Source organism: Nocardiopsis sp. CNR-923 (genome assembly GCF_001942255.1).
Lineage (GTDB): Bacteria > Actinomycetota > Actinomycetes > Streptosporangiales > Streptosporangiaceae > Nocardiopsis.
This window is the reverse complement of sequence record NZ_MKKC01000099.1, coordinates 1-22520: the sequence shown is the minus strand read 5'-3', so window position 1 is coordinate 22520 and position 22520 is coordinate 1. Positions and strand designations below refer to the sequence as shown.

Here is a 22520-nt window from a genome sequence, read left to right as displayed (position 1 = left end):
GTGCCACGAGCGTGCGCGGCGCGGATCAGCGGCCGGTCAGCGCCGGATGAGCGCCGCCGCGGACGCGGCCCGCACGGGGTTAGGTTGGGCGTGGGCGGCGAACAGGGGCGGGGGGATCGTGGTGTCGGTGACATTCGGGGTGCTCGGCCCGGTCGAGGCGGTCGACGAGCATGGGCCGGTCAGGCTCAAGGGGGCGCGCCATCGGGCGGTGCTGGGCAGGCTCCTGGTGGCCCGGGGGCGGGTGGTGCCGGTCGAGCGGCTCGTCGACGACCTGTGGGACGACCCACCCGGCGGCGCGGTCGGCGCGATCCGGACGTTCGTCGGTGAGCTGCGCCGGGCACTGGAACCCGACCGGCCGCCGCGCGCTCCCGCCCGCCTGCTGGTCACGGTCGGCCCGGGGTACGCGCTGCGCACACCACCGGAGTCGGTCGACGCCGGGCGGTTCGAGACCGGGCTCGCCGCGTCCGAAGGCCTGCTGGAGGCCGGTGACGAGACGGCGGCGCTGGCCCGGATCGACGCGTCCCTCAACCTGTGGCGCGGCCCCGCCTACGCCGAGTTCGCCGACACCGACTGGGCGCGCGCCGACGCCGTCCGACTCGGTGAGCTGCGTCTGCTGGCCGAGGACGTGCGGGCGCGGACGCTGCTGGCGCTCGGTCGGGCGGCCGAGGCCGTGCCCGACCTGGAGGCGCGGGCCATGGAGCACCCCTGGAGGGAGGAGACGTGGCGACTCCTCGGTCTCGCCCTGTACCGGTCCGGCCGCCAGGGGGACGCGCTGGCGACGCTGCGACGGGCACGCGCGGTGCTGGCGGAGGAGTTGGGGGTGGACCCCGGTCCCGCGCTGCGGAGCCTGGGGGCCGACGTCCTCGCGCAGGCCCCGCACCTGGACGGACCCCGCCGCGCCGGGACGCGACCGGCGGGGCCCAGGCCGGTGGGGTCCTCGGCCGTGGGGCCCCGGTCGACCGGGCGGGCGGACGGGCCGGGGGTTCCGGGCGGGCGGACCGTCCCGGCCACCGGGCGGGAGCGATCGTTCGTCGGTCGGGAGGCCGAGCTGGAGCGCCTGACCGCGGCGGCCGAGGGGGCGGCCGCACGGGGCGTGTTCGGCCTCGCGTTGGTCTCCGGCGACCCCGGCGAGGGCAAGACGACCCTGGCGGAGGCGACCGCCGCGCTCCTGGCCAGACGCGGATGGACGGTGGCCTGGGGGCGTTGCCCCGAACAGGAGGGCGCGCCCGGCCACGTGCCGTGGACCCAGGTCCTCGACTCACTGGAGCGGTCCGGGCATCCCATGCCGACCGGGCTTTTCCCGTCCCTCGCGGACACGGACACGGACCCGGGGCCGCCCGAGGCGATGGCCGCCCGCCGCTTCCGCGCCCACCGCGCCACCGCCGACCATCTGGCGGACGTCGCGCGCGCCGCGCCGCTGCTCATCGTGCTCGACGATCTCCAGTGGGCGGGGGAGGAGACGCTCGCCCTCTCGACCTCGCTGGCGGGTGAGGGGATCACGGCGCCCGTGGTCGTCGTGGCCGCCTACCGCGCCAACGAGATCGCCGCGCCGCTGGCCGAGGCGCTGGGACGACTCGCCAGAGCCGAACCGACCCGCGTCTACCTGGGCGGACTCGACACGGCGGCGGTCGGGGAGATGGTCAGGGAGACCGTGGGCGGTCGAGTGGACGCTGACACGGTGCGCGTCGTCCACCGGCGCAGTGGCGGCAACCCTTTCTACGTCGGCGAACTCGCCCGGCTGCTCCGCGACGAGGGGGTCGGCGCGCTGGAGTCGGTTCCGGCCGGGGTCCGGCACGTGATCCGCCTTCGGACGGCTCGGCTGCCGGAGGCCGACCAGGAGGCGCTGCGTCAGGCCGCGGTGATCGGCCGCGAGGTCGACCTCGACGTCCTGTCCGCCCTTGCGGGGGAGGACGAAGCGCTGCACGCGGTGGAGTCGGCGGAGCGCGAGGGGCTGATGGTCGACGACGGACCGGCGCGCGTGCGGTTCGCGCACGACCTGGTCCGGGACGCGCTTCGGGACGAGACGGCCGGTGTCCGCCGGGCCCGCCTGCACGCGCGGATCGCCGAGGCCCTCGAACGGCTGCGCCCGCACGACGTCGCCGCTATCGCCCACCACTACGTGCGGGCCGGGACCGGGGACACGGCGGACAAGGCCGTGCGGTACGCGCGTGCCGCCGCCGAGCGGGCCGAACGCGGCTTCGCGCCGCACGAGGCGGCGCGGTGGTGGCGTGCGGCACTGCGGGTGTACGACCGTGTGGGCGCGGGATCCGTCCGGGAACGGTTGGACCTGGTCATGGGACTGGTCCGCGCGCTCGCGTTCACGGGCGGACTGGAGAGCGCCCGCCGGTACCGGGGTGAGGCGGTCGCGATGGCGGAGGAGCTGGGCGACCCGCTCCAGACCGCCGCCGTGCTCGGGGCGTTCGACGTGCCCGCGATCTGGACGGCCAACGACGACGAGGAACTGTCCCGGAACGTGGTGGCGGCGGCCGAGCGGGCGCTGGCGGGCCTTCCACGGGAGCGCGGGGCCGAGCGCTGCCGCCTCCTCGCCACACTCGCGATGGAACTGCGGGGAGTCCCGGGCGAGCGGGGTCGGGCCGCGGCTCGGGAGGCGGAGGCAGTCGCGCGCGAACTGGACGATCCGGCGCTGCTCGCCTTCGCGCTCAACGCGCGCTTCATGCACGCCTTCGAGCGGGCGGGGATGTCCGGCGAGCGCGCCGAGCTGGGCTCGGAGCTGGTCGAGCTGTCGCGGCGGCACTCCCTGGCGGGGTTCGAGGTCCTCGGACACCTGATCCTGCTCCAGACGTGTGCCGCACGCGCCGACTTCGCCGCCGCCGACGGGCACGCGGTCGCGGTGGACCGGTTGGCGCAGGAGCACGGGATCCCGCTCGCGGGTGTGTTCACCGAGTGGTACTCGGCGCTGCGCTTGGCCGTGGCCGGACGGACGGAGGAGGCGGAGGGCGCCTACCGGGCGGCGTCGGTGGGGTTGCGGCGAAGCGGCATGCGGGGGATGGAACGGGGACTGCTGCCGTTCGCTCTCCTGTGCCTGCGCGTCCAGGTGGGCGGGGACGGAGGCGTCGACGGGGCCGGTGGGCGTCGCGGAGTCCATCCGCCAGAGGGCCCGCACCGGGCGGCCTCCCACGGCGAGACGGACACGGAGGGCTACGGTCCCTTCGAGCCTTGGGCGCGGTGGTTCGATCCCGCGTGGTCGCACGACCTCGCCGAGGCGGCCACGGCGCGTCCGGGGAACGCCCCGCCGGACCTGCTGTATGAGGCGCGGGAGGCCCTCGCCGCGCGGGTCGCGCTCCGCGTGGGTGACCGCCCGTCCATGGAGGAGGCCTACGGACGCCTGCTTCCCGCGGCCGGGGAGCTCGCGGGAGCGCAGAGCGGGTTGCTGGCGCTCGGGCCCGTCGCGGCGTACCTGGGCGACCTGGCCGAGGCTTTGGGCAGGTCGGAGGAGGCACGTGCGCACCGACTGCGGGCGCTCACGATCGCCGAGCGCGCGGCGGCCCCGCACTGGGCGACGGCCGCGCGCCGGGCACTGGGTCTCATGGCGCCCTGAACACCGGGGCCGGCGCGGTCCACCGTCTGGCGTGGCTCAGCGCGGGGCGAGCCCCTCGTAGAGGACCCCGACCACCTCGGCCAGGTGCGCCTCGACGTCGGCGAGGGCGGCGCCCGCCGTGAACGAGACGAAGCCGTGCAGGGTGGCCGCCACGGTCATCGCGACGGCGTACGGGTCCCCTCCACCGAGTTCCCCGGCCGCCTGGCCTTCGCGGATCGGGCGCACGACCGTGTCGAGCATGCGGGTGATCGCCGTCTGGAGCTGTTCGGAGACGTCGGGGTCGTGCTTGCGCGTGGACATGAGGTCGAGCAGGGCGGCGTGCTCGACCGCGAACTCGACGTAGGTCCTGGTCAGCCCGAGCAGGCACGCGCGGATGTCGTCCTCGGCCTCCACCGCGCGCTCCAGCCGTTCGGTGAGCCGCTCGAACCCGGAGAGCGCGAGCGCGTCGAGCAGGGCCTGTTTGTCCCTGAAGTGGCGGCTGGGCGCGGCGTGGCTCACCCCCGCCTCGCGGGCGAGTTCGCGCAGGGAAAGTGACGCGGGACCGCGCTCGGCGAGGGCGCGTTCGGCGTTGGCGAGAAGGACGGAGCGCAGGTCGCCGTGGTGGTAGGGGCGGTCAGGCATGGATTCAGGATAGGCCTTCGTCAGCATTGTTGTCATTGACAACTTGGAGTGGCGTCGCCTACCTTGGCGCGATGGAGACGAACGCGGTCACGATCCCCGACCTCGGCGGCCGCACGGCGGTCGTCACCGGAGCCAACAGCGGCCTTGGCCTGGAGACCACACGCGTGCTCGCCCGCAAGGGCATGCGGGTGGTGATGGCGGTGCGCGACGAGGAGCGGGGCCGGGACGCCGCGAAGTCGGTCGACGGGGCCGCGCAGGTGCGCCGCCTCGACCTGGCCGACCTCGACTCGGTGCGCGCCTTCGCACGGGACTGGGACGGGCCGATCCACCTGCTCGTCAACAACGCGGGAGTGATGGCGGTCCCGAAGTCGACGACCAAGGACGGGTTCGAGACGCAGCTCGGGGTCAACCACCTCGGCCACTTCGCCCTGACCAACCTCCTGTTGCCGCACGTGACCGGGCGGGTGGTGACGGTGTCGTCCAACATGCACCGGATGGCGCGCGGGATCGACTTCGACGACCTGAACCTGGACCGGGGTTACACGCCCAACCGCGCCTACGCCCAGTCCAAGCTCGCCAACCTGCTGTTCACCCTGGAGTTGCAGCGTCGGCTGGAGGCGGCGGGCTCGCCGGTGCTCGCCACCGCCGCACACCCGGGGTACGCGGCCACCAACCTCCAGAGCCACGCCGCCAACCCCGTGTACAAGGGGCTGATGGTCGTGGGCAACGCGCTGATCGCCCAGAGCGGGGCCAACGGCGCCCTGCCCACGATCTACGCCGCCACCCAGGACGTGCCCGGCGCGGCCTACGCCGGCCCCCGCAAGATGGGCGGCCTGCGGGGAGCCCCGGGCCTGTCGAGCCGCAGCGAGGCCGCGTGGGACTCGATCGCCGCGCGACGGCTGTGGACGGTGTCCGAGGAGCTCACGGGGGTGTGCTTCCCCGATCTGGAGGCGCGCGCCTGAACCGTGCCCCCGGCGCGGCCTCCCCCCGGCGGAAGGATCGCGTGGGGCAGATGGTGCGCCAGCTGAGTCCGGATAGAACCGGTCTCCGCCTTAGGACATCCGTCCCAGTTCCGCGAGGCGGGCCCCGGAGGTGCTAGGGAACGAGGGTCAGCTGGTCGACGGCGGCCTCCTCCACCGCCTCGCGGGAGACCGTGAACGGCAGCGTCGCGCCCGACGCCCACGCCGCCAACTGGTCGTCGTAGTTGGGGTGGAAGGCGTGCCCCGAGTTGCCGGTGAGGTGGATCCAGGTGGAGGCGTCCCGATCGGCCAGGTCCACGACCATCCGCATGGACGGCACGGCGGTGATCTCGTAGCCGCTGGTCGGCTCCCAGCCGGTGGCGTTCACGATGCTGGACCCGCCCGAACTCTCCACCGGCCCCCGGTTGAGCAGCCACTCGACCGCGCCGATGCCGGAGGCGCCGAAGGACTGGTTGGTCGCGGTCAGGGTGTGCAGGTCGCCCCAGCGCCAGTCGGCCGGATCCTCGCCCAGACGCTCGGTCAGCTCCTCGGCGGCGGCGTCCATCGCGGCGGCCAGGACCTCGTCGCGGCCACTGACGGTCTCGCCCTCCCACCAGGGGGACTCGGGGTCGGCGAGGAGCCGGTTGACCACGTACATCCCCCGAGAGCTGCCGCTCATGGCCACATCGCCGAGCTCGTCGAACAGCAGCGGCAGGAGGTGGCGCCAGAACGCCTGGTAGAAAGCGGCCCCCGAGGAGTCCGGGTCGGTGTGGCCGTCCCACTCGCGCAGCCGCTCCCGGGCCTGGGCGGTGACGCCGTCGACCTCCGCCTCCAGCAGGTACGGGAGCGCCTCGGCGGCGGCCGCGTGGTAGGAGTCCATGTGGATCTCGGACATGTCCTGCGAGGTCACCGGGCCTTCGGTGATCGCCTGGTCGAGCAGGTCGTTGATCCGCTGGCTCCGGTAGCCGTAGTCCCAGTCGTCGGTCAGGTGGTGGGGGTACTCGGCGTCGACCAGGGACTGGTTGGCGGTGACGATCACCCCGGAGGCGGGGTTGTACACGCTGGGCAGTTCGTCGAAGGGCAGGTAGTCCCCCCAGTCGTAGGAGGAGTCCCAACCGGGGGCGGGCCAGCGGCCGTCGTCCTCGCCGCGCACGGGGACGTGGCCGGGCGCTGGTAGCCGATGTTGCCCTCGGCGTCGGCGTAGACGAGGTTCTGCGCGGGGACGTCGAAGCGGGCGGCGGCGTCGCGGAAGTCGGACCAGTCGCGGGCGCGGTTGAGGGCGAAGACGGAGTCGGCGGTGGTGCCCGGCTCCAGGGCGGTCCACCGGAGGGCGACGCCGTAATCGAAGCCGTCCGTGCCGTCCGCGTCGTCCGGGGAGCCTGAGGCGTTCGCGTCGTCTGAGGATCCCGACTCCCCGTCGCCTGGCCCCTCCCCGTCGCCCCGGGCCGCCCGCTCCGGCTCCCGCGTGATGCCCGGGTCCTCCGTGAGTGCGGCCAGGTGCCGTCCCGCCGCGGCGTCGGAGAGCAGCGGGCCGTGCCCGGTCAGCCTGATCGTGATGTCGACGTCCTCGCCCCCGGCGACCTCGATCGTCTCCTCGACGACCTCCATCGGCACGCGCTCACCGTCCACGACGTAGTGGTCTCCGTCGAGCCGTTCGACGAAGAGGTCCATGACGTCGGGGTTGAGGTTGGTCAGGCCCCAGGCGACGGACTCGTTCTGGCCGATGACCACGCCGGGGAGGCCGGAGAAGCTGAAACCGGTGACGTCATAGGGGCAGGCGTCGGTGAGCTCGGTGCAGTGCAGGCCGTTCTGGTACCAGACGGACGGCATCGACGCGCCCAGGTGGGGGTCGTTGGCCAGCAGCGGCATGCCGGACTCGGTGTGGTCGCCGGAGACCACCCAGGAGTTGGAGCCCAGGTCGGAGCTGGAGGAGGGGCCGAGCAGGCCGGGGACCGCCGCGGAGATCCGGTCGAGTCCGTCGAGCGCGGCCAGGGCGTCCTCGGGCAGATCCGCGGGCGCGGCCGGGGCGGTGGCGGGGGAACCCGCGGAGTCCGTTCCGGCGGCGGTCGGCGCGGCGTCGGGGGCGGCGGTGGGGGCGCGCCGTTCGTCGGCGTCGATCTGGGCGCCGTTGTGCTGGTCGGTCGCGGTGATCGGCGTGTGCCGGTCGACGGGGTAGGCCGGGTAGAGCTCGTCGATCTGCTCGCGCGTGAGCCCGGACGCGAGGAGGGCGGCGCGCTCGGTCTCCTCGCGGAGGTTGCCGCCCAGGTCCCAGGCCATGGCCTTGAGCCAGGCGAGGCTGTCAGCGGCGGTCCAGGGCTCGGCGGTGTAGTCCCCGGCGGTGACCGCGAGGAGGCCGTGCTCCAGACTGGCGGCGGCGCCCTCGTGCTCCTCGATCCAGGCGTTGACACCCTCGGCGTAGGCGTCGAGGTGCTCGCGCGTCCGTTCGTCGAGCAGGTCGTACTCCTGCTCGGCGACGCGCCGCCAGCCCATGGTGCGCAGGTAGGCGTCGGTCTCGACCTGGTCGGGGCCGAAGAGTTCGGCGGTCCGACCCGCGGTGACGTGGCGGCGGAAGTCCATCTCCCAGAAGCGTTCCTGCGCGTGGGTGAACCCCTGCGCCATGAAGAGGTCGTGCGCGGTGTCGGCGTAGACGTGGGCGACTCCGTGCTCGTCGCGCAGCACGGTGGCGGGGGAGTCCAGACCGGGCAGGGCGAGTTCGCCGGAGGTCTCCGGGAACGAGCGGCGGACGGCCCATATCCCCACGAGTGCCCCTATCAGCGCCAGTGCCACGACGGCGGCGAGGGAGCCCAGAAGTAAGCGAACGAGGACACGGCTGCGCAAGACACTCATGTCGGCACACTAAGGTGCCGGGCCGAGCGTGATCCAGGTCGCCGTGGCGCTCGACCCAATTGTTACCTACGGGTACACGCGGTGGGGCGGAGGTTGTCCACGGAGGCGGTGCCGGCGGCGCCTCCTCGGAGGTGCCTCGCTCGAAGGCAAACCTGGGTGTTTCCTATCAAGGAATATGACTTCAACGGGTTCGAGGTCGGGCTGTGAACGGCCGGAGCGGGAACGCGCACATGGAGCGCGACGGCCAGGAGGACGGGCGAGCCGACCGCCGCGGGTGGTTCGCCGTGTCCGCCGTGGGCCTGACCGCCGCGCTCGGCCTGATCGGGCTGGCCGGAGGAGCCCCGGTCGCCGCCGTCACGGCGCTCGTGGTGTGGGGACTGGCCTACGGCGGGGTGTCGGTGGGTTTGCAGACCTGGATGCTGCGCCACGCCTCGGAGGTTCCCGAGGCGGCCACGGCGCTGTGGGCCGCGGGATTGGAGTACCGGCACGTGGTCCGGTTGGGGACGTACGTCGTCGACCACGACATGGAGAAGCTGGCGGTCCTCGGGGAGCGGGTGAACGCGCTCTGGGAGGGGAGGCCGCCCGCGCAGACCCTGTTGGGGGTGGTGGGGCTGGCGCTCCCGGGGATGCTGTTCGAGGTTGACGCGCTGGCCGTGCGGGACTGAGGCTCGCTTGTCACTGTCCACTCGGGCGGTGACCGGGAGGGTCGCCGCCCGAGCCCGCGGGCCGCTTGGTTCAGCTGATTGAAGGGGTGTTGGTCGCGAGATAGACCCGGATCAGGCTGGCGAGTTCGTCGAACTCGCCCTGTCGCTGGGGCGGCGGCTTCGGTGCGAGGAGGTCGCCCACCGGGACTCGCGGCCGGGGGATGGTCACCGCTCGGGGCTGGGGGCGAGGGCGCATGTACGGGCGGACGAGTGCGCCCCCGGTCTCGTCGGGGTCCGTGGGTGAGGGTGCTGGGGTCTTGGGGAGCGGCTGGGGCTCTTTGGGGGAGCCGGTGGGGAGTTCGCGTCGGCGTGGAGCAGGCCCGATCCCGGCTCGGGTCGGCGTACTGGGGACGAAGACGAGGGTGAGCGCTGCCGCCAGGGCCGTCGTCGCGAGGGCCCAGAGCTGGCCCGCGAGGGTGCGGTGCCGTTTGCGGTGGCGGCCGTTAGGGTGGTGCATGGTCGTCCTCCTGTTGTGTTCAGGGGGTTGATCACGCCCGGCTCGGTGGTCCTACGCACCGATCGGGGCATCTGTGTCTGTGGCGCTCGGGCGGGTGTCGATGGCCCCGTGGGGCTGCGCTTCCCGCCATGGCGAATCGTCGCTTCAGGCGTCCAGGTCGCGGCGGGGGTCGATCAGCGCCCACACGGTGAGCGGGCCGCCTCGATGGCCGGTCCACCACCACTTCTCCGACAACGCGGCCACCAGGCGCAGCCCGCGCCCGGACGGCTCCGCGTCGTCGACGTGGTCAGGGAGCGTCGGAACCGTGATCGGCCGCAGGGCGCGCGGTCCGTCGTCGGTCACGGAGATCAGGACGATCTGGCCTGGCATGACCTCCGCGGTCACCTTGACCCGTCCGTACCGGCCGCCCGAGGCGGTGTGCACGACGGCATTCGTGACGAGCTCGCTGACCGCGAGTTCGACCAGGGCCGATGCCTGCTGGTCCAACCCGGTGGCCCGCGCGCACCAGGTTCGAATGCGGCCGACCCGCTCGGGGGTCCCGTCGAAGTACGCGGCGAACACCCCGGTGCGAGGGCTCCTGACGTGGACCGGGAACCCACCCACCACCGCCCGGTCCTGGCTGTGGCCGCACCGCGGCCTCGGGACTTCGCATCCGGACATCTGGTGCTCCTTTTCGCGATTCTCAGATCAGCATTACCGTTTGTCAGACTTAGTTTGAACGTCCGAATGAGTAGGGTTTGAGGGGAAATTACTCAAGCGCTCAACTCTTTGGCCTGCGTCGACTCTGCTCATGTCGGCATGCGGATCTCTAGGAGTGCCATCGATTTCTCGATAACTCTCGCTGCTGTTGTCCACGCGTGTCACACTGCTGGAAGAGAATCGAATCTGCTTGATTCCGCTGGAGTGACATGCCCAGGAAGCCCAACCCCTCATATCGAAAGATCGCGACTGAGCTGCGTAAACTCCGAAAATCCAAGGGCTGGACCCAGGGGAGGCTGGCTGAGCAGCTGAACTGTTCGACGTCCCTCGTCTCCTACTGGGAGCTGGCCATCTATGTGCCGCAGCTGAAGGAGTGCCAGGCGCTCGACCGGATCTTCGGCACATCCGGATTCTTTGAGCGCGCCTGGAGTAGGGCCAACAGCGAGAGCATCTACCCCGTGGGTACGCAGACCGCCGTCGATTTTGAGCGGTCGGCCGTTGACATCCGCGAATACCACACGATCCTGGTTCCTGGCCTGGCACAGACACCTGACTACGCCAGGGCCACATACCGTGCGATGCGGCCGTTCGCCACGGAGGAAACGCTGGGCCGCTTGGTCGCATCTCGGGTGAAGCGCCACGAGATCCTGCGGGGAGCCGATCGGCCGCTACTGTGGATGGTGTTGGACGAGGGCGTGATCCGACGGGTCCTCGGTAGCCAGGCCACGATGAAGGAGCAGTTGGAACATCTGCTCGAAATGACGGAGGCCCGAACTCTCCGGCTTCAGATCGTTCCTCGGTGCTGCACACTTCCCCCAGGCATCTCAGGACCCTTCAAGATCTACACCTTCCCCGATCGTCCGATGGTCGTGACGGCGGAGTACGTTGTTGATGACCTCGTCATCGACGACGCTGAGCAGGTCCGCTACTGTGCGAATCTCTTCGGGGCGATCCAGTCGGAAGCATTGTCAACGAGCGACAGCTATGAGCTGGTGCGGCGGGTACAAGGAGAACTCGATGAGTAGCCGTGAGTGGCGCAAGAGCAGCTACAGCAGCGGAGTGAACAACAACTGTGTGGAGGTTTCCGAGGGGAGCGCCGTGCTGGTGCGCGACACCCAGAACAGGGGCCTCGGACACCTCACCTACCCCAGAGGCGAGTGGACCGGCCTTCTGGCTGTCCTGAAGACGTCCTCGCGGATTGACTGAGCCGCGACCCGCGCCGACAAGAACCGAGCCACTGTGCACCCGTCCGCACCACCCACGGGCACGCCGCGACGGTGGTCACTTCGTGTCGAAGCGCAGATCGGTAAGGGTGGTCAGGTCGATGCCGTAGCGGGCGTAGACCTTGGTGGTGTTCTCTCCCGTCAGGTCGGCTTCGGTGTAGCCGAGGAGGGCCGCCACTCGCACAACCTCGGCTCGGCTGTCGGCCTCGATCTCCAGGTAGGCGGGGATTCGGGGCCAGGCGTCGATCTCCAACCGGGCACCGTCCAGGGTGAAGCTGCGCCTGCGGTTCTCTTGGTAGGCCTTGGGTGCGTAACCCAGCTTGCCCAGCAGGGAGTTAGTTGTCGCGAAGTCGCCAACCTCGGTCTCGGTCTCGCGGGTGCCGCCGATGGCGTCGGAGTCGATCTCCTTAACCGTGAGCGTGACCTGCTTCCCCGAGTCGCGCAGCCGCACCCACCGGGAGGCATCGCCGGGCTCGATGTCGTAGACGTAACGGCGTTGCAGCACCTCCCCGAGGTCCTGGCCGCCCTTGTCGAGGATGAGTCGGGCCATCTGGGCGGAGTCGATGTCCAGCACCTTGGCCTCGTACTCGATCACGCTCATGTCGTCGGGTTCCCTTTCTAGCGATGTGCGTTCGGCGGGGAAGCCGATGGGAGGGTCCCTCTCTGTCAGGTTGGGATGAAACATCCCCTCATGTCTGGTTAGGCGGGCGGAGCCGAACAGGCGAGCACCACCCACATGACCAGTAAAATCACCGGCGACCCGCACCCAAAACCAAATGTGGACCTTCACACCCGAGCACAAACTGCGCATTTCAGCTGAACATGACGCCTGCACCACCATCGTCCACCAGGTCCACACCGAGGAGCGCCCGTGATCGTCACGCCCCTTCAACCCGAACGGATCGGCGAAGTCCTACACCTCATGGAGCTCGGTGAACCGTACATCTTCGCGCGCACCCTGTCCGACTACTGGCTCTACGCGACGCTGTTCTCCTCCACCTGCCCCGTCGCCGTCGCGGATGACGACACTGTCGCCGGGGCGGTGATGGCATTCCGAAGCCAGGACGACCCCGCGGACGTCTACGTCCAAGACGTCATGACCCATCCGCGACACCGGCGTCGAGGCATCGCACGAGCGCTACTAGAGAGTGTGCGCGCTCGGGCCGATACGTGGGGCTGTCGGCGTCTCTATCTCACCTCCGAACCCGACAACCAGGAAGCTCACGCCAGCTGGATCGCCCTTGGCTTCGTCAACGTCCCAGGCGACCGCGAGATTCACGGAGTCTCGGTCGTCAGCGACTTCAAGGGATTGGGCCGCCATCGCGCCGTCTACCAGTTGACCCTGGACTGAACAGGCCGTGCGACGGCTCTCAGGGAGTGGGCTCAGTGTTCAGCGGACGCGCTAACTCGCTTCCTGGGTATCGACGGGCCATCCCGAGAACGCCTTGCCGTGCTGGTACACCACCCTGATGTTCAGCGAGGTCAGGAGGTCCTGAAGGTCAGGGTGCGGTTTCTCTGGCAAGAGGACGGCGAGGGTGGGGTTTTTCGGAGTGACGTGTCTCCGGTAGTCCATGAGCTGGCCGATCGCCATACGGATGGCTTCGCGTGAACTCGAACCCTTCGCCTCGTAAAGGACGTGACAGGTCGTGTCGTACAAATCCGTCACCAGACTCGATGAGAGCCCTGCGACTCTGATCTGGAATCTGGCTACCTGATGTTCGTGCTCCTCCAGGAGCTTCTGAAAGTCCTCGCACAAGGAAGCTTCACGGCGGCTCACCCTGGTGCGAGGGACAGCTGACCGGGTGATCGGCTTACCGTTGTGCAACTCGGGCTCGATCAGCGAGCTTGTTGTGATGTCTGGGGGAACGGGGACGACTTCTGTCTTGGGCAGGGGTGTGATGGTGTCCTCAGCGTTGGGCGGCAGCGCATCGACGGGGCGGAGCCGGAAAACGATGACGCGCCGTTGTTTGTCCTGCTGGTTAGGGGCCTGACGCAGGACGTACGGCGTCTTGGCGTCAAGTTCAAACTTGCCGATGTATTGCTGGCGCTTCGCGCTTCTTCCGGGAACCGTCCCGACAGCCTTGAAAACACGCAGGTCACGGTCATCATCGACATGCGTGAGGATGGCACGGTTGCCCACGCCGTAGCGACCGAGGAAGACCTGGTCCTCTTCGCCAGCGCCGGTGTACTCGAAAATCGGTCCGATCTCGTCTCCCTCAGGAAGCCACCCATCGAAGTATCCCGACTTTTCGCCAGAGGAGGGGTCGGTGTAGAGCAGCACGTTCGCTCGGCCGGTTTCCGGCCGCTCCTTCGCGCAGGGTTGGATCCCTTGCCCTTGGCCACCACCGAAGTGGATCTTCATCTCTTCACGCGTTGTGAGTCGTCCAGGTTCGAGGGGATCGTCAGACATGCGCCCAATGTACAGTTTTGCGCTGCACGCCATCCGGTGACGTAAGTCCTGAGACGTGCGACCGTAGACTCTCCTACCGCCGCGCACCTGCTTCCTTGCGCACCCGCGCCACGACCTCCGCCGCCGGGGCGTCGGTCGCGGCCCGGTACCCCACGCCCGCCCACAGCGCCATCCCTCCCGGGTCGCCCGCGCGGGCCGCCGCCGCGCGCAGCGGCTTGGTCATGTGGTGGATCTCCGGGTAGGCGGTCGGCGCGCCCGTGTGCTCCCGCGTGAACCGGTTGACCAGCCCCCGCGCCGGACGCCCCGTGAACGCCCTGGTCAGGGCGGTCTCCGTGAACGCCGGGTCGGCCAGCGCCGCCTTGTGCACCGGGTTCACCCCGCTCTCCGGGCAGCGCAGGAACGCCGTTCCCAGCTGCACGGCCGCCGCTCCGGCCTCCATCGCCCGGGCGGCGTCCCGGCCGTGCATCAGGCCTCCCGCCGCGATCACCGGCACGTCCACCTCCGCCACCACCTCGGGCAGCAGCTCGAACAGTGGCCGCCCGCCGTCGCCGGCCGGGTCGAACACCGCGCGGTGCCCTCCGGCCTCCGATCCCTGGACGCACACCCCGTCCGCGCCGCGCGCGACCGCCAGCCGAGCCTCCGGCACGCTGGTCACCGTGACCACGGTCGCCGAGCCCGCCGCGCGAAGGCGGTCCAGGACTTCGGCGGACGGGCACCCGAAGGTGAAGCTCACCACCGGCACCGGTCGGGCGACGAGCAGGTCGATCTTGTCCGCCCACGCGTCGTCGTCGCCCACCGGCTCGCCGACGACCCCGCCGTGCCGCCCGGCCTCCGCGCCGAGATCATCCCGGTAGGCCGCCAGGACCCCTGGATCGGCGGGTGTCTCCGAGGGCACGAACACGTTGACCCCGAACACGGTCGTCCCCAGCGCCCGCACGGAGTCGATCCGCTCGGCCAGGGCCCGCGCCGACAGGTACCCCGCGGCCAGCGACCCGAGCCCTCCCGCCCCGGACACCGCCGCCACCAGCTCGGGCGTCGACCCGCCGCCCGCCATCGGCGCCTGGACGATCCACCGCTCCCGCAACGGTTCCGCCAACCGCATGAGTCCCCCTCGCGTCGGACGGAACGGACGCTAACAGGCGCGGTCCCGGAGGCGGCGCATCGGCCCGCCGTCACGCGTCGGGCACCGTCCCGAACAGGGGCAGCAGCACCGTGTCCACGATCTCCTCGACCATCGCGTCGCCGATCGGCTCGTGGTGGAACAGGAAGTGGTTGCGCAGCAGGGCCTGGCCCACGTCCAGCCGGGTCGGCGTGACCGCGCGCGGGTCGATCTCGCCGCGCTCCACCGCCCGCCGGGTCACCTCCGCTATCATCCGGCGGCCCATCCCCTGCGAGTGCGCCCGCAGCTGTGCGGCGCGCTCGGGGTCGGGCAGGATCTCCGTCATCAACCCCCGCAGCCCCGTGCCCGCGGGCCCCGCGAGCGTCCGCGCGATCCGTCGCAGCGCCGCCAGCAGGTCACCGCGCAGTGTGCCGGTGTCCGGCAGCTCCCCGGGATCGGGCACGACCGAGTACACGGCGTCCATCACCAGTTCGGCTCGGGTCGGCCACCTCCGGTACAGCGACGCCTTGCTCGCGCGGGCGCGGTCGGCGACCCCCTCCATCGTCAGCGCGGCGTAACCGCGCTCCTCCAACTCCTCGACGGTCGCCGCGAGGATGGCGGACACCAGCGCCTCGCCCCGGCGGCGCGGGCGCTTGCGGTGGTCGGCGGTGGCGGCGGTCATGTCCCGCATCCTACGAAGCCCGTGTGACCCGGCCGGCCGACCCGTCGACGGTGACCCGGTCGCCGTCGACGAGGGCGGTCGTCCCGGTGCCCGACCCCATGACCGCCGGGATCCCGTACTCACGGGCGACGATCGCCGCGTGCGACGCCGCCGCGCCCGTGTCGACCACCACGGCCGCCGCCCGTTGGAACAGCGGCGTCCACGACGGGTTGGTGTAGGGGCACACCAGCACGTCACCGGTCTCCAGCCGGTGGAACTCGGCGGGCTCGCGGATCACCCGCACGGTTCCCGTCGCGGTCCCGGCGCTGGCCGGGGTTCCGCAGACCAGCGCGTCGCCCCGGTCCCGGGCGGGGAACACCCGCGCCGGGTCGATCATCGGCACCCCGGTGAGCTCGGCGCGTGCGGCGGCCCGCGCGCGGACCAGGGAGCGCAGGCGCGCGACCTGGTCGGCGGGCATCCTCGTCACGTCCGTGATCTCCCGGACCTCCTCGATCCTCAGGTGGAACACGTCGAAGGGCTCGTCGACGACGCCCGCGTCGCGCAGCCGTGCGCCCATCTCCAACAGGGCCCGGCGCATCGCGGGCAGCCCCGCGGTGAAGTAGAAGTGCGAGTCCTCCCGGAACGCCATCCCGTCCTGCGCCGCGCGCACCCACCGGGTCACCAACGACCGGGCGCGCCCGCCGCGCAGCAGCGGGTGGTCCAGGAGCGCGGCCAGCGCGCGTTCGGACCGGGACCCGGGGTCGTCCTCGCGCTCGCGCCCGACCAGCACCCTGACCAGTCCGATGACGCTCTCCGGCGACTCGGCGAGGGTGGGCGGGCTGACCAGCAGCGGGCTGGTGGTCTCGCGGCGGCCGAACTCGCGCAGGAAGGCGTCGAGGGCCTCGGCGAACTCCCGCCCCGGGCCCTGGCCGTCACGCGGCGCGGCCAGCAGGTCGCCGGGGTCGGCGGACTCGACGAGCGCGCGCAGTGCGGGCGCGGCCCGGACCCGGTCCGCCAGGTCCTGGAGCGCCCGGTTGGCGTCCTCGGTCCTGGTGCGGGCTCCCCCGAGCAGGTCGCCGAGCAGGGACCGCCGACCGAGCAGCGCGGTGGTCGCGACCAGCCGCGCCACCGACACCCCCGTGCTCGGCAGGTAGTCCAGGCGCAGGTCCCGGCAGTGTCGAGCAGCGCGAGCACCCGTTCCGGCACCGCCACCAGCTCCGGCCACGGCAACGACGCCGGATCGAGGGCGTCGAGTTCGTCGGTGCGGCGCAGGAAGTCGACGAACCGGGGATCTTCCCGCCACGTGCGGACGTCCCTCGCCCGCGCCGCACGGGCCAGGAGGAACGGTGTGCCCAGGGCGCGCGGGGTGGGGCGCGGCGTCCCCGGGGTGAGCCGCGTGACCACCCCGTCCTCCTCCGCGTAGAAGTCGTCGAAGCCGCCGGTGATCCCGTACGCCTGGGCGATCTGCCCCATCATGCGCGCCGGGCCGCGCCCGAACCACGTGCTCGCGTCCATCGGGTACGGCCGCACCGGCACGTACTCGGTGAGGACCGAGGCCAGCAGGCGTTGGCGCCGGTTGAGCGGCCCGGTCACCGGCGGGAGCGCCGTCATCGGCCGGGACTGGACGATGTGGGCGCGTCCGTCGGCCAGACACCACTCGATGTCCTGGGGGCGGCCGAAGTGCGCGGCTATCGTGCGGGCGTGCGCCACCAGGACTGAGAGCTGGTCGTCGGTCAGCAGCCGTTCGGCGTCCGCGTCCCGGGTTCCGCGCTGGTCCTGGCCGGTCCGGTCCTCCCGTACGACCCCGCCGCCGGCGCCGGACCGGATCACCACCTCGCCGCGGCCAGGCCGCCACTCCAGGAGCCGGCCGCCGTGGTCGAGCACGTAGTGGTCGGGGGTGACCAGCCCGGACACCACGGCCTCGCCGAGCCCGGCGCCGGCGTCGACGATGACGCGGTCGCGCTCTCCGCTGACCGGGTCGGCGGTGAACATCACCCCGGCCACGTCGGAGTCGACCATCCGCTGTACGACCACCGCGATGCGTACCTGGGCGGAGGGCGCCGACCGCTCCGCGCGGTAGGCCACCGCCCGGTCGGTCCACAGCGAGGCCCAGCACCGCCGGACCGCGTCGACGACCGCGTCGGCGCCGACCACGTTGAGGTAGGTGTCCTGCTGTCCGGCGAACGTGGCCCCGGGCAGGTCCTCGGCGGTGGCGCTGGAGCGGACCGCGACCGGGGCGTCCGCGCCGAGGCCGGTGTAGGCGCGGGTGATGGCCGCGCGCAGGTCGTCCGGGACGGGTGCGGCCTCCAGTGCGGCGCGGAGTCCGGCGGGGTCCGGCGTCTGGGAGGGGCGGTCGTCGCTCGACTCGGCGGCGAGCCGGTCCGGGAGCCCGACCCCGGCGGCGGCCCTGGCGTAGGCGTCGGTGGTGACGACGAACCCGGGCGGCACCGGGAGTCCGGCCCGCAGGAGTTCGGCGAGGTTGGCGGCCTTGCCGCCGACGGCCGCGAGGTCGTCGGCGCCGAAGGCGTCCAGGGGTGCGACGGATGGTGGCTGGGTCATCGGGGAGTCTCCCTGTCGGATTCCGCGTGCGCCGTGGTGCGCAGGGGGCGGTGGGGAAGGGCGAGGGCGAGGAGGAACGCCAGCCCCAAGAGCGGGGCCACGGCAAGCAGTGCCGAGGGCACCGCGGCCCCGAACGCGCTCGCCACGAGCGCGCGCGTCGGCTCTGGGAGGGCGGCGATGGTCTCGGGGGTGAGCGTGCGCGGGTCGGCGACCCCGGCCGGAACCCGCTGGCTGAACGACCGTGTGACCAGCGCGCCCACGACCGCGACGCCCGCGCTGGCGCCGACCTGGCGCAGGAAGAGCACCGCGGAGGTGGCGGCGCCGAGGTCGCAACGGTCGACGGCGTTCTGCGCGGCGAGCATGACCACCTGCATCACCAGGCCGAGCCCGAGCCCGAGGAACATCAGTAGTCCCACGAGTCCCCAGGTGCCCAGGTCCGGACCGAGAAGGCCGATGAGGACGAGCCCGACCGTCGCGATCGCCGTGCCCGCGACCGGGTAGCCGCGGTAGTGGCCGGTGCGGGTGATGAGCCGCCCCGACACCACGGTGGTGACGAGGGTCCCCGCCATGAGGGCGGTGACCAGCAGGCCCGCCCGCGTCGCGCTCGTGCCCAGGGAGATCTGCGCGAACGCCGGAACGTAGGTGAGCACGCCGAAGAGCCCGAACCCCACCAGGAAGCTGACCGCGACGGGCAGGGCGAACGCCCGGTCGCGCAGCAGGCGCGGGGGTAGGACGGGGTCGCGGACCAGGCGCGCGGTGACCGCCCACAGGGCGAACGCGGTGACGGTGCCCGTGATCAGAGCGGGGACCGCCCAGCCGGGGTAGGCGCCGGGGCGGGCCAGCGCGTCGCAGAGCAGGACGCGCCGACGACGGTGGCGGCCAACGCCGCGGCGCCCGCGTAGTCGATCGACGGTCGGTCCTGGGGGCGGGGGAGGCGCAGGGTCAGGCCGAGCACGACGAGGGTGGCCAGGCCGAGCGGCGGGTGGATGGCGAAGATCCAACGCCAGGACAGGTGGTCGACCAGGACGCCGCCGACCAGCGGCCCGCCGACCGCGGCCAGGACGTACACCGCGCCGAAAAGGCCGAGGTAGCGTCCGCGTTCGCGCGGGCTGACGATCTCGCCGACGATCGCCTGTGCGCCGATCATCACCCCGCCGCCGCCCAGGCCCTGCACGACCCTGGCCGCGACGAACACGCCCAGGGTGGTGGACAGGGCGGCGACCAGCGCCCCGGCGGAGAACAGCACGACGCCGCGAGCAGGAGCGGGACGCGGCCGTAGCGGTCGCCGAGGCGGCCGAAGACCGGCATCACGGCGGTGGCGGCGACCAGGTAGGCGGTGACGACGGTGGGCATCTGGTCCAGCCCGCCGAGGTCGCCCGCGATCTCGGGGAGCGCGGGCGCCACGGCGGTCTGGTCGAGGGCGGCGAGCAGCATCGCCATCAGCAGGCCGGGCATGGCCAGGACCACGGAGGACGGGCGACGCGGCACGGGTCTCGCCTCCTCAGAGATCATAAGAAACGATTCGTTCTCTAAAGAGGCTAGCTCCCGCCATGAGAGGACGCAACGTTTCTTCCGGGGGATGTCCGGGGCGGCCGTGGCCCACCGCGTCCGCCTCAGGACGGGGCCGGGCGGCGCGCGGCGTCCACGGGTCCCCACCCCAGGCCGTCACGGGCTCCGGGAGACCCCTCGCGAACGGGGCCGTACCCGGGCCGCCGACCCCTCACCGGTACGCTCGGCTCCACGAGCGTCTGCCCAGGAGGAGCCCACCATGCCAGCGACCGCCGTCGTCACCGGAGCCAGCAGCGGGATCGGCGCGGCCACCGCGCGCGGGCTCGCGGCCGAGGGCTACGACGTGGTCCTCGTCGCCCGCCGCGCCGACCGGATCGAAGCCCTCGCCGAGGAGCTGACCGCGGCCGGGCACAACGCCCGCGCCCAGGTCCTGGACGTCACCAACCGCGCCGCCGTCGACGCCTTCGCCGAGGACCTGCCCGCCTGTTCGGTCCTGGTCAACAACGCGGGCGGCGCGATCGGGACCGAGAGCGTCGCCACCGCCGACCCCGCGGACTGGCGCGCCATGTACGAGGTCAACGTCCTCGGCGTGCTGCACATGACCCAGGCCCTGCTGCCCAAGCTCGTGGCCGGGGGCGAGGGCACCGTCCTGGTGGTCTCCTCCGTCGCCGGGCACGTCGTCTACGAGGGCGGGGGCGGCTACGTGGCCGCCAAGCACGGCGCGCACACGCTCGCGGCCACCCTGCGGCTCGAACTCCTCGGCCAGCCGGTGCGCGTCCTGGAGGTCGCCCCGGGCATGGTCAGGACCGAGGAGTTCACCCTCAACCGCCTGCGCGGGGACGCCGACGCGGCCGAGGCCGTCTACGCGGGGGTGCCCGACCCGCTGTCCGCCGAGGACGTCGCGGACACCATCGTCTGGGCGGTCACCCGGCCCCCGCACGTCAACGTCGACCTCCTGGTCGTGCGCCCGCGCGCCCAGGCCGCCCAGCACCTCGTCCACCGGGTGGAGGAATAGCGCTTGACCCTGACGCCGCGTCAACCCCTAGCGTCGGGGCCGTGAGCGAGAACACCACCGCCGACGTCGGCGCCACTCCCGAGATCGACCGCACCATCTATCCCATGCCGATGTTCGCCACTTTCCGGGTGGCGGACCTCGCCGCGGCCGAGGCGTTCTACCACGCCGTCGGTTCATCTCCCTGGCCACCATCCCGGGTCCGGACGGAACCCCCGTGCTGGTGCACCTGCGGCGCACGCGGTACCAGGACATCCTGCTCGTCCCCGGAGAGCCGGAGCGCGGCAGCACGACCGTGTCGTTCCAGGCCGCGGGCGAGGACCTCGCCGCGCGGGCGGACACGCTGCGTGCCGCCGCCCCCGAGGGCGCGCGGATCGAGGGTCCCACGGACACCGCCTGGTTCACCTCCGACGTGACCGTCGACGACCCCGACGGCAACCGCGTGATCCTCACCGCGCGACGCGACGCGGAGGGGGAGCAGGCCGAGTCATGGGCGAGGACCTTCGAGGGGGACTTCGTCGTCGAGGGGAAGTAGCGCTATCCGGGCCCCTCGGCCCCGCCCGCGCCGTCGGCCCCGTCTTCCGCTCTGGCCTGACTCCCCTGATCGCGGACGTCCTGGGCCCGGAGGAGGGCGGGGAGGCGGCCCTGGCCGGGCACGTCTCGTTCCTGGAGGACGAGCGCGACCGCCTCGACCGGCGGATGGAGGCGGTCCGGCACACGCTGGACGCGCGCCGGTCGGGCGGTAGACTCGGCGGCGGGTTAGGTACCTAAGAGGGGCTCCGGTGTGTCACACCGGAGCCCCTCTTTTCGTGTGCGCTCAGGTCAGCGCTGGGCGGCGCCCAGGAACGCGGTCCACTCGATGGACGGGAAGGCCAGATGGCCGAGGTCCGGCTGTGTGGAGTCCCGGACGGCGGACGCGCCGGGCACGTCGGCGACCTCGACGCACTCCTGTGCGGTGGTGCTGTACGACGACTTGCGGAAGGTCAAGGGCTGGGTCAGGTACACGGGTCGGTCCTAGTCGATGAGTCGTGTCAGGTAGTGCACGGACTCTGCCGGAGACAGAGCTGTGCCCTGGAGGTGGTCCAGGACGTCGCGATAGTCCGCGATCTGTTCCGGGTCCTCCAGGTAGAGCCCATCGTGACGTGTCTCCAGGTACACAATGGGCCGGTCCAAGGGGTTGGGGAAGTCCAGCAGCACGAACGGCCCGCCCGTCCCCGCGTGCAGACCGGTCGCGAACGGGAGCACCTGGACAGTGATGTTCGGACGCTCGGTCATGGCCACCAGGTGGCGGAGCTGGCCGCGCATCACCTCGGGATCAGCGGCGGTCGCGGGGCGCGCGAGGGTGGCCTCGTCGATGATCGTCCACAGTCGTGGCGGGGTCTCCCGGTCGAGGATGCGCTGTCGCCGCTGGCGTGCGTCGACAACCCGCTCGATGTCGTCAGGCAGGGTCAGCGCCGCCCGCGCGGACGCCGCAGCGTACTCCCGAGTCTGGAGCAGACCCGGGATGGCCCCTACCTGGTACGTCGCGATGGAGGACGCTTCGGCCTCGAACCCGAAGTAGGCCCCGGCGAAATCCGAGTAGCGGGTCCACCAGCCCTTGATGCGGGACTGGCGGGTCAGCTCGAACAGGGCTTCCCGTCGCTTCTCGTCGGTGACGCCGTAGACGTCCAGGAGGAGTGCGATGTCGGTGACGTAGGGGCGCAGGCGTTTTCCGGTCTCGATGTTGGCGATTTTGGCCCTGCTCCATTCGAGCTTCTTCGCTGCCTGCTCCAGGGTGAGCCCAGCCCCGGCGCGTAGCTGTTTCAGCTCTTCAGAAAGCCTACGGCGGCGGATGGTCGGGCTGAAGTCAGGCGCGGTCTCGGGCATGCGTCGATGGTATGGGCGTGAGCGTCTTGGGGCCAATGTCCGATTCACCGTCTCTTATTCACGGGGGCCGATTCACTGAGCAGGCTTGAAAATCGGTGATTCACCGTTTTAGATGGACCATACCTAACCCAGTCGTGGCCCATAAGGGCCTTCGCCCAGGAGGTGTGCGCCTTGCGCTACCTGTTCTTGACCGCGTCGCTGGCGTGTCTGGTCGCCCGTACGACCGCCCACGCCGTCCGTCGCCGGGCGGCTCGCGTCCGCCGGTACGCCGAGGAGTCCGGCGAGCCCGGACCCGCCACCCTCACCCCGGTCCGGCTGCACCGGCCGGTGTCCGG

General features: G+C 71.8%; 21 protein-coding genes and 2 pseudogenes. 9 read left to right on the top strand and 14 right to left on the bottom strand.

Features of this window, described 5'->3' with window-relative positions; all coding sequences use genetic code 11:
* Nucleotides 1–46: 46 nt before the first annotated feature.
* Nucleotides 47–3559 carry a BTAD domain-containing putative transcriptional regulator gene (locus BJF83_RS17800; RefSeq protein WP_083678586.1) on the top strand — a complete coding sequence of 1171 codons (3513 nt, stop codon included), beginning with the start codon at nt 47–49 and terminating at the stop codon, nt 3557–3559.
* Between the two features lie 36 nt (nt 3560–3595).
* Here BJF83_RS17800 and BJF83_RS17795 read toward each other — a convergent pair whose 3' ends face one another.
* Nucleotides 3596–4180, bottom strand: a complete 585-nt coding sequence (locus tag BJF83_RS17795; protein ID WP_075927190.1) for a TetR/AcrR family transcriptional regulator — start codon at nt 4178–4180, stop codon at nt 3596–3598.
* 71 nt (nt 4181–4251) lie between these two features.
* On the opposite strand from BJF83_RS17795, the gene BJF83_RS17790 reads away from it, so the two are divergent.
* Nucleotides 4252–5142, top strand: a complete 891-nt coding sequence (locus BJF83_RS17790; RefSeq protein WP_075927178.1) for an oxidoreductase — start codon at nt 4252–4254, stop codon at nt 5140–5142.
* Nucleotides 5143–5275: 133 nt separating this feature from the next.
* Here BJF83_RS17790 and BJF83_RS17785 read toward each other — a convergent pair.
* Nucleotides 5276–7986 (bottom strand): annotated as a pseudogene (locus BJF83_RS17785) (penicillin acylase family protein).
* Nucleotides 7987–8189: 203 nt separating this feature from the next.
* On the opposite strand from BJF83_RS17785, the gene BJF83_RS27960 reads away from it, so the two are divergent.
* Entirely contained in the window at nt 8190–8651 is a 462-nt protein-coding gene (locus BJF83_RS27960; RefSeq protein WP_187347177.1) for a Rid family hydrolase, read from the top strand.
* A 70-nt stretch (nt 8652–8721) separates the two neighbouring features.
* Here BJF83_RS27960 and BJF83_RS17775 read toward each other — a convergent pair whose 3' ends face one another.
* On the bottom strand, nt 8722–9147 hold the full coding sequence (locus BJF83_RS17775; protein WP_075927177.1) for a hypothetical protein: 426 nt from the start codon (nt 9145–9147) through the stop codon (nt 8722–8724).
* A gap of 144 nt (nt 9148–9291) precedes the next feature.
* Nucleotides 9292–9807, bottom strand: a complete 516-nt coding sequence (locus BJF83_RS17770; RefSeq protein ID WP_083678585.1) for an ATP-binding protein — start codon at nt 9805–9807, stop codon at nt 9292–9294.
* 248 nt (nt 9808–10055) lie between these two features.
* On the opposite strand from BJF83_RS17770, the gene BJF83_RS17765 reads away from it, so the two are divergent.
* Nucleotides 10056–10871, top strand: a complete 816-nt coding sequence (locus BJF83_RS17765) for a helix-turn-helix transcriptional regulator (RefSeq protein WP_075927176.1) — start codon at nt 10056–10058, stop codon at nt 10869–10871.
* Nucleotides 10864–11052, top strand: coding sequence for a DUF397 domain-containing protein (locus tag BJF83_RS17760; protein ID WP_075927175.1), 189 nt, complete (start codon nt 10864–10866; stop codon nt 11050–11052). Before BJF83_RS17765 ends, BJF83_RS17760 begins: the two co-directional genes overlap by 8 nt.
* A gap of 75 nt (nt 11053–11127) precedes the next feature.
* Here BJF83_RS17760 and BJF83_RS17755 read toward each other — a convergent pair whose 3' ends face one another.
* On the bottom strand, nt 11128–11670 hold the full coding sequence (locus tag BJF83_RS17755) for a class IV adenylate cyclase (protein ID WP_075927174.1): 543 nt from the start codon (nt 11668–11670) through the stop codon (nt 11128–11130).
* Between the two features lie 270 nt (nt 11671–11940).
* On the opposite strand from BJF83_RS17755, the gene BJF83_RS17750 reads away from it, so the two are divergent.
* A complete protein-coding gene (locus BJF83_RS17750; protein ID WP_075927173.1) occupies nt 11941–12420 on the top strand; it encodes a GNAT family N-acetyltransferase in 480 nt (159 codons plus the stop codon).
* A 51-nt stretch (nt 12421–12471) separates the two neighbouring features.
* Here the strand turns inward: BJF83_RS17750 and BJF83_RS17745 are convergent, their stop codons facing one another.
* The 7 genes and pseudogenes from BJF83_RS17745 to BJF83_RS29500 form a co-directional block, all read right to left on the bottom strand.
* Nucleotides 12472–13479 (bottom strand): hypothetical protein, encoded by a 1008-nt coding sequence (locus tag BJF83_RS17745; protein ID WP_075927188.1) that lies wholly within the window; start codon nt 13477–13479, stop codon nt 12472–12474.
* A gap of 73 nt (nt 13480–13552) precedes the next feature.
* Nucleotides 13553–14581 carry a nitronate monooxygenase gene (locus tag BJF83_RS17740; RefSeq protein ID WP_075927172.1) on the bottom strand — a complete coding sequence of 343 codons (1029 nt, stop codon included), beginning with the start codon at nt 14579–14581 and terminating at the stop codon, nt 13553–13555.
* A 70-nt stretch (nt 14582–14651) separates the two neighbouring features.
* Entirely contained in the window at nt 14652–15269 is a 618-nt protein-coding gene (locus BJF83_RS17735; RefSeq protein ID WP_394329353.1) for a TetR/AcrR family transcriptional regulator, read from the bottom strand.
* Nucleotide 15270: 1 nt separating this feature from the next.
* On the bottom strand, nt 15271–16029 hold the full coding sequence (locus BJF83_RS31185) for a PEP-utilizing enzyme (protein WP_394329352.1): 759 nt from the start codon (nt 16027–16029) through the stop codon (nt 15271–15273).
* Nucleotides 15918–17798: a PEP/pyruvate-binding domain-containing protein gene (locus BJF83_RS17730; RefSeq protein WP_394329351.1), complete on the bottom strand. Its 1881-nt coding sequence runs from the start codon at nt 17796–17798 to the stop codon at nt 15918–15920. The genes BJF83_RS31185 and BJF83_RS17730 overlap by 112 nt, the downstream gene beginning before the upstream one ends.
* A complete protein-coding gene (locus tag BJF83_RS29505) occupies nt 17795–18568 on the bottom strand; it encodes an MFS transporter (RefSeq protein ID WP_262391653.1) in 774 nt (257 codons plus the stop codon). Before BJF83_RS29505 ends, BJF83_RS17730 begins: the two co-directional genes overlap by 4 nt.
* A gap of 26 nt (nt 18569–18594) precedes the next feature.
* Nucleotides 18595–19232: pseudogene (locus BJF83_RS29500) on the bottom strand (MFS transporter).
* Between the two features lie 334 nt (nt 19233–19566).
* On the opposite strand from BJF83_RS29500, the gene BJF83_RS17720 reads away from it, so the two are divergent.
* From BJF83_RS17720 to BJF83_RS27955, 3 genes are all read left to right on the top strand, one after another.
* The gene (locus tag BJF83_RS17720) at nt 19567–20322 is read left to right on the top strand and encodes an SDR family NAD(P)-dependent oxidoreductase (protein ID WP_075927171.1); all 756 of its coding nucleotides are present in this window, start codon (nt 19567–19569) and stop codon (nt 20320–20322) included.
* Between the two features lie 214 nt (nt 20323–20536).
* Nucleotides 20537–20854 (top strand): VOC family protein, encoded by a 318-nt coding sequence (locus BJF83_RS17715; RefSeq protein ID WP_262391649.1) that lies wholly within the window; start codon nt 20537–20539, stop codon nt 20852–20854.
* On the top strand, nt 20809–21090 hold the full coding sequence (locus BJF83_RS27955; protein WP_187347176.1) for a hypothetical protein: 282 nt from the start codon (nt 20809–20811) through the stop codon (nt 21088–21090). The genes BJF83_RS17715 and BJF83_RS27955 overlap by 46 nt, the downstream gene beginning before the upstream one ends.
* 51 nt (nt 21091–21141) lie before the next feature.
* Here BJF83_RS27955 and BJF83_RS17705 read toward each other — a convergent pair whose 3' ends face one another.
* Nucleotides 21142–21324: a DUF397 domain-containing protein gene (locus tag BJF83_RS17705; protein ID WP_075927170.1), complete on the bottom strand. Its 183-nt coding sequence runs from the start codon at nt 21322–21324 to the stop codon at nt 21142–21144.
* Nucleotides 21325–21333: 9 nt separating this feature from the next.
* Complete coding sequence (locus BJF83_RS17700) at nt 21334–22185, bottom strand: helix-turn-helix transcriptional regulator (RefSeq protein WP_075927169.1); 852 nt, start codon at nt 22183–22185, stop codon at nt 21334–21336.
* Between the last annotated feature and the right edge of the window lie 335 nt (nt 22186–22520).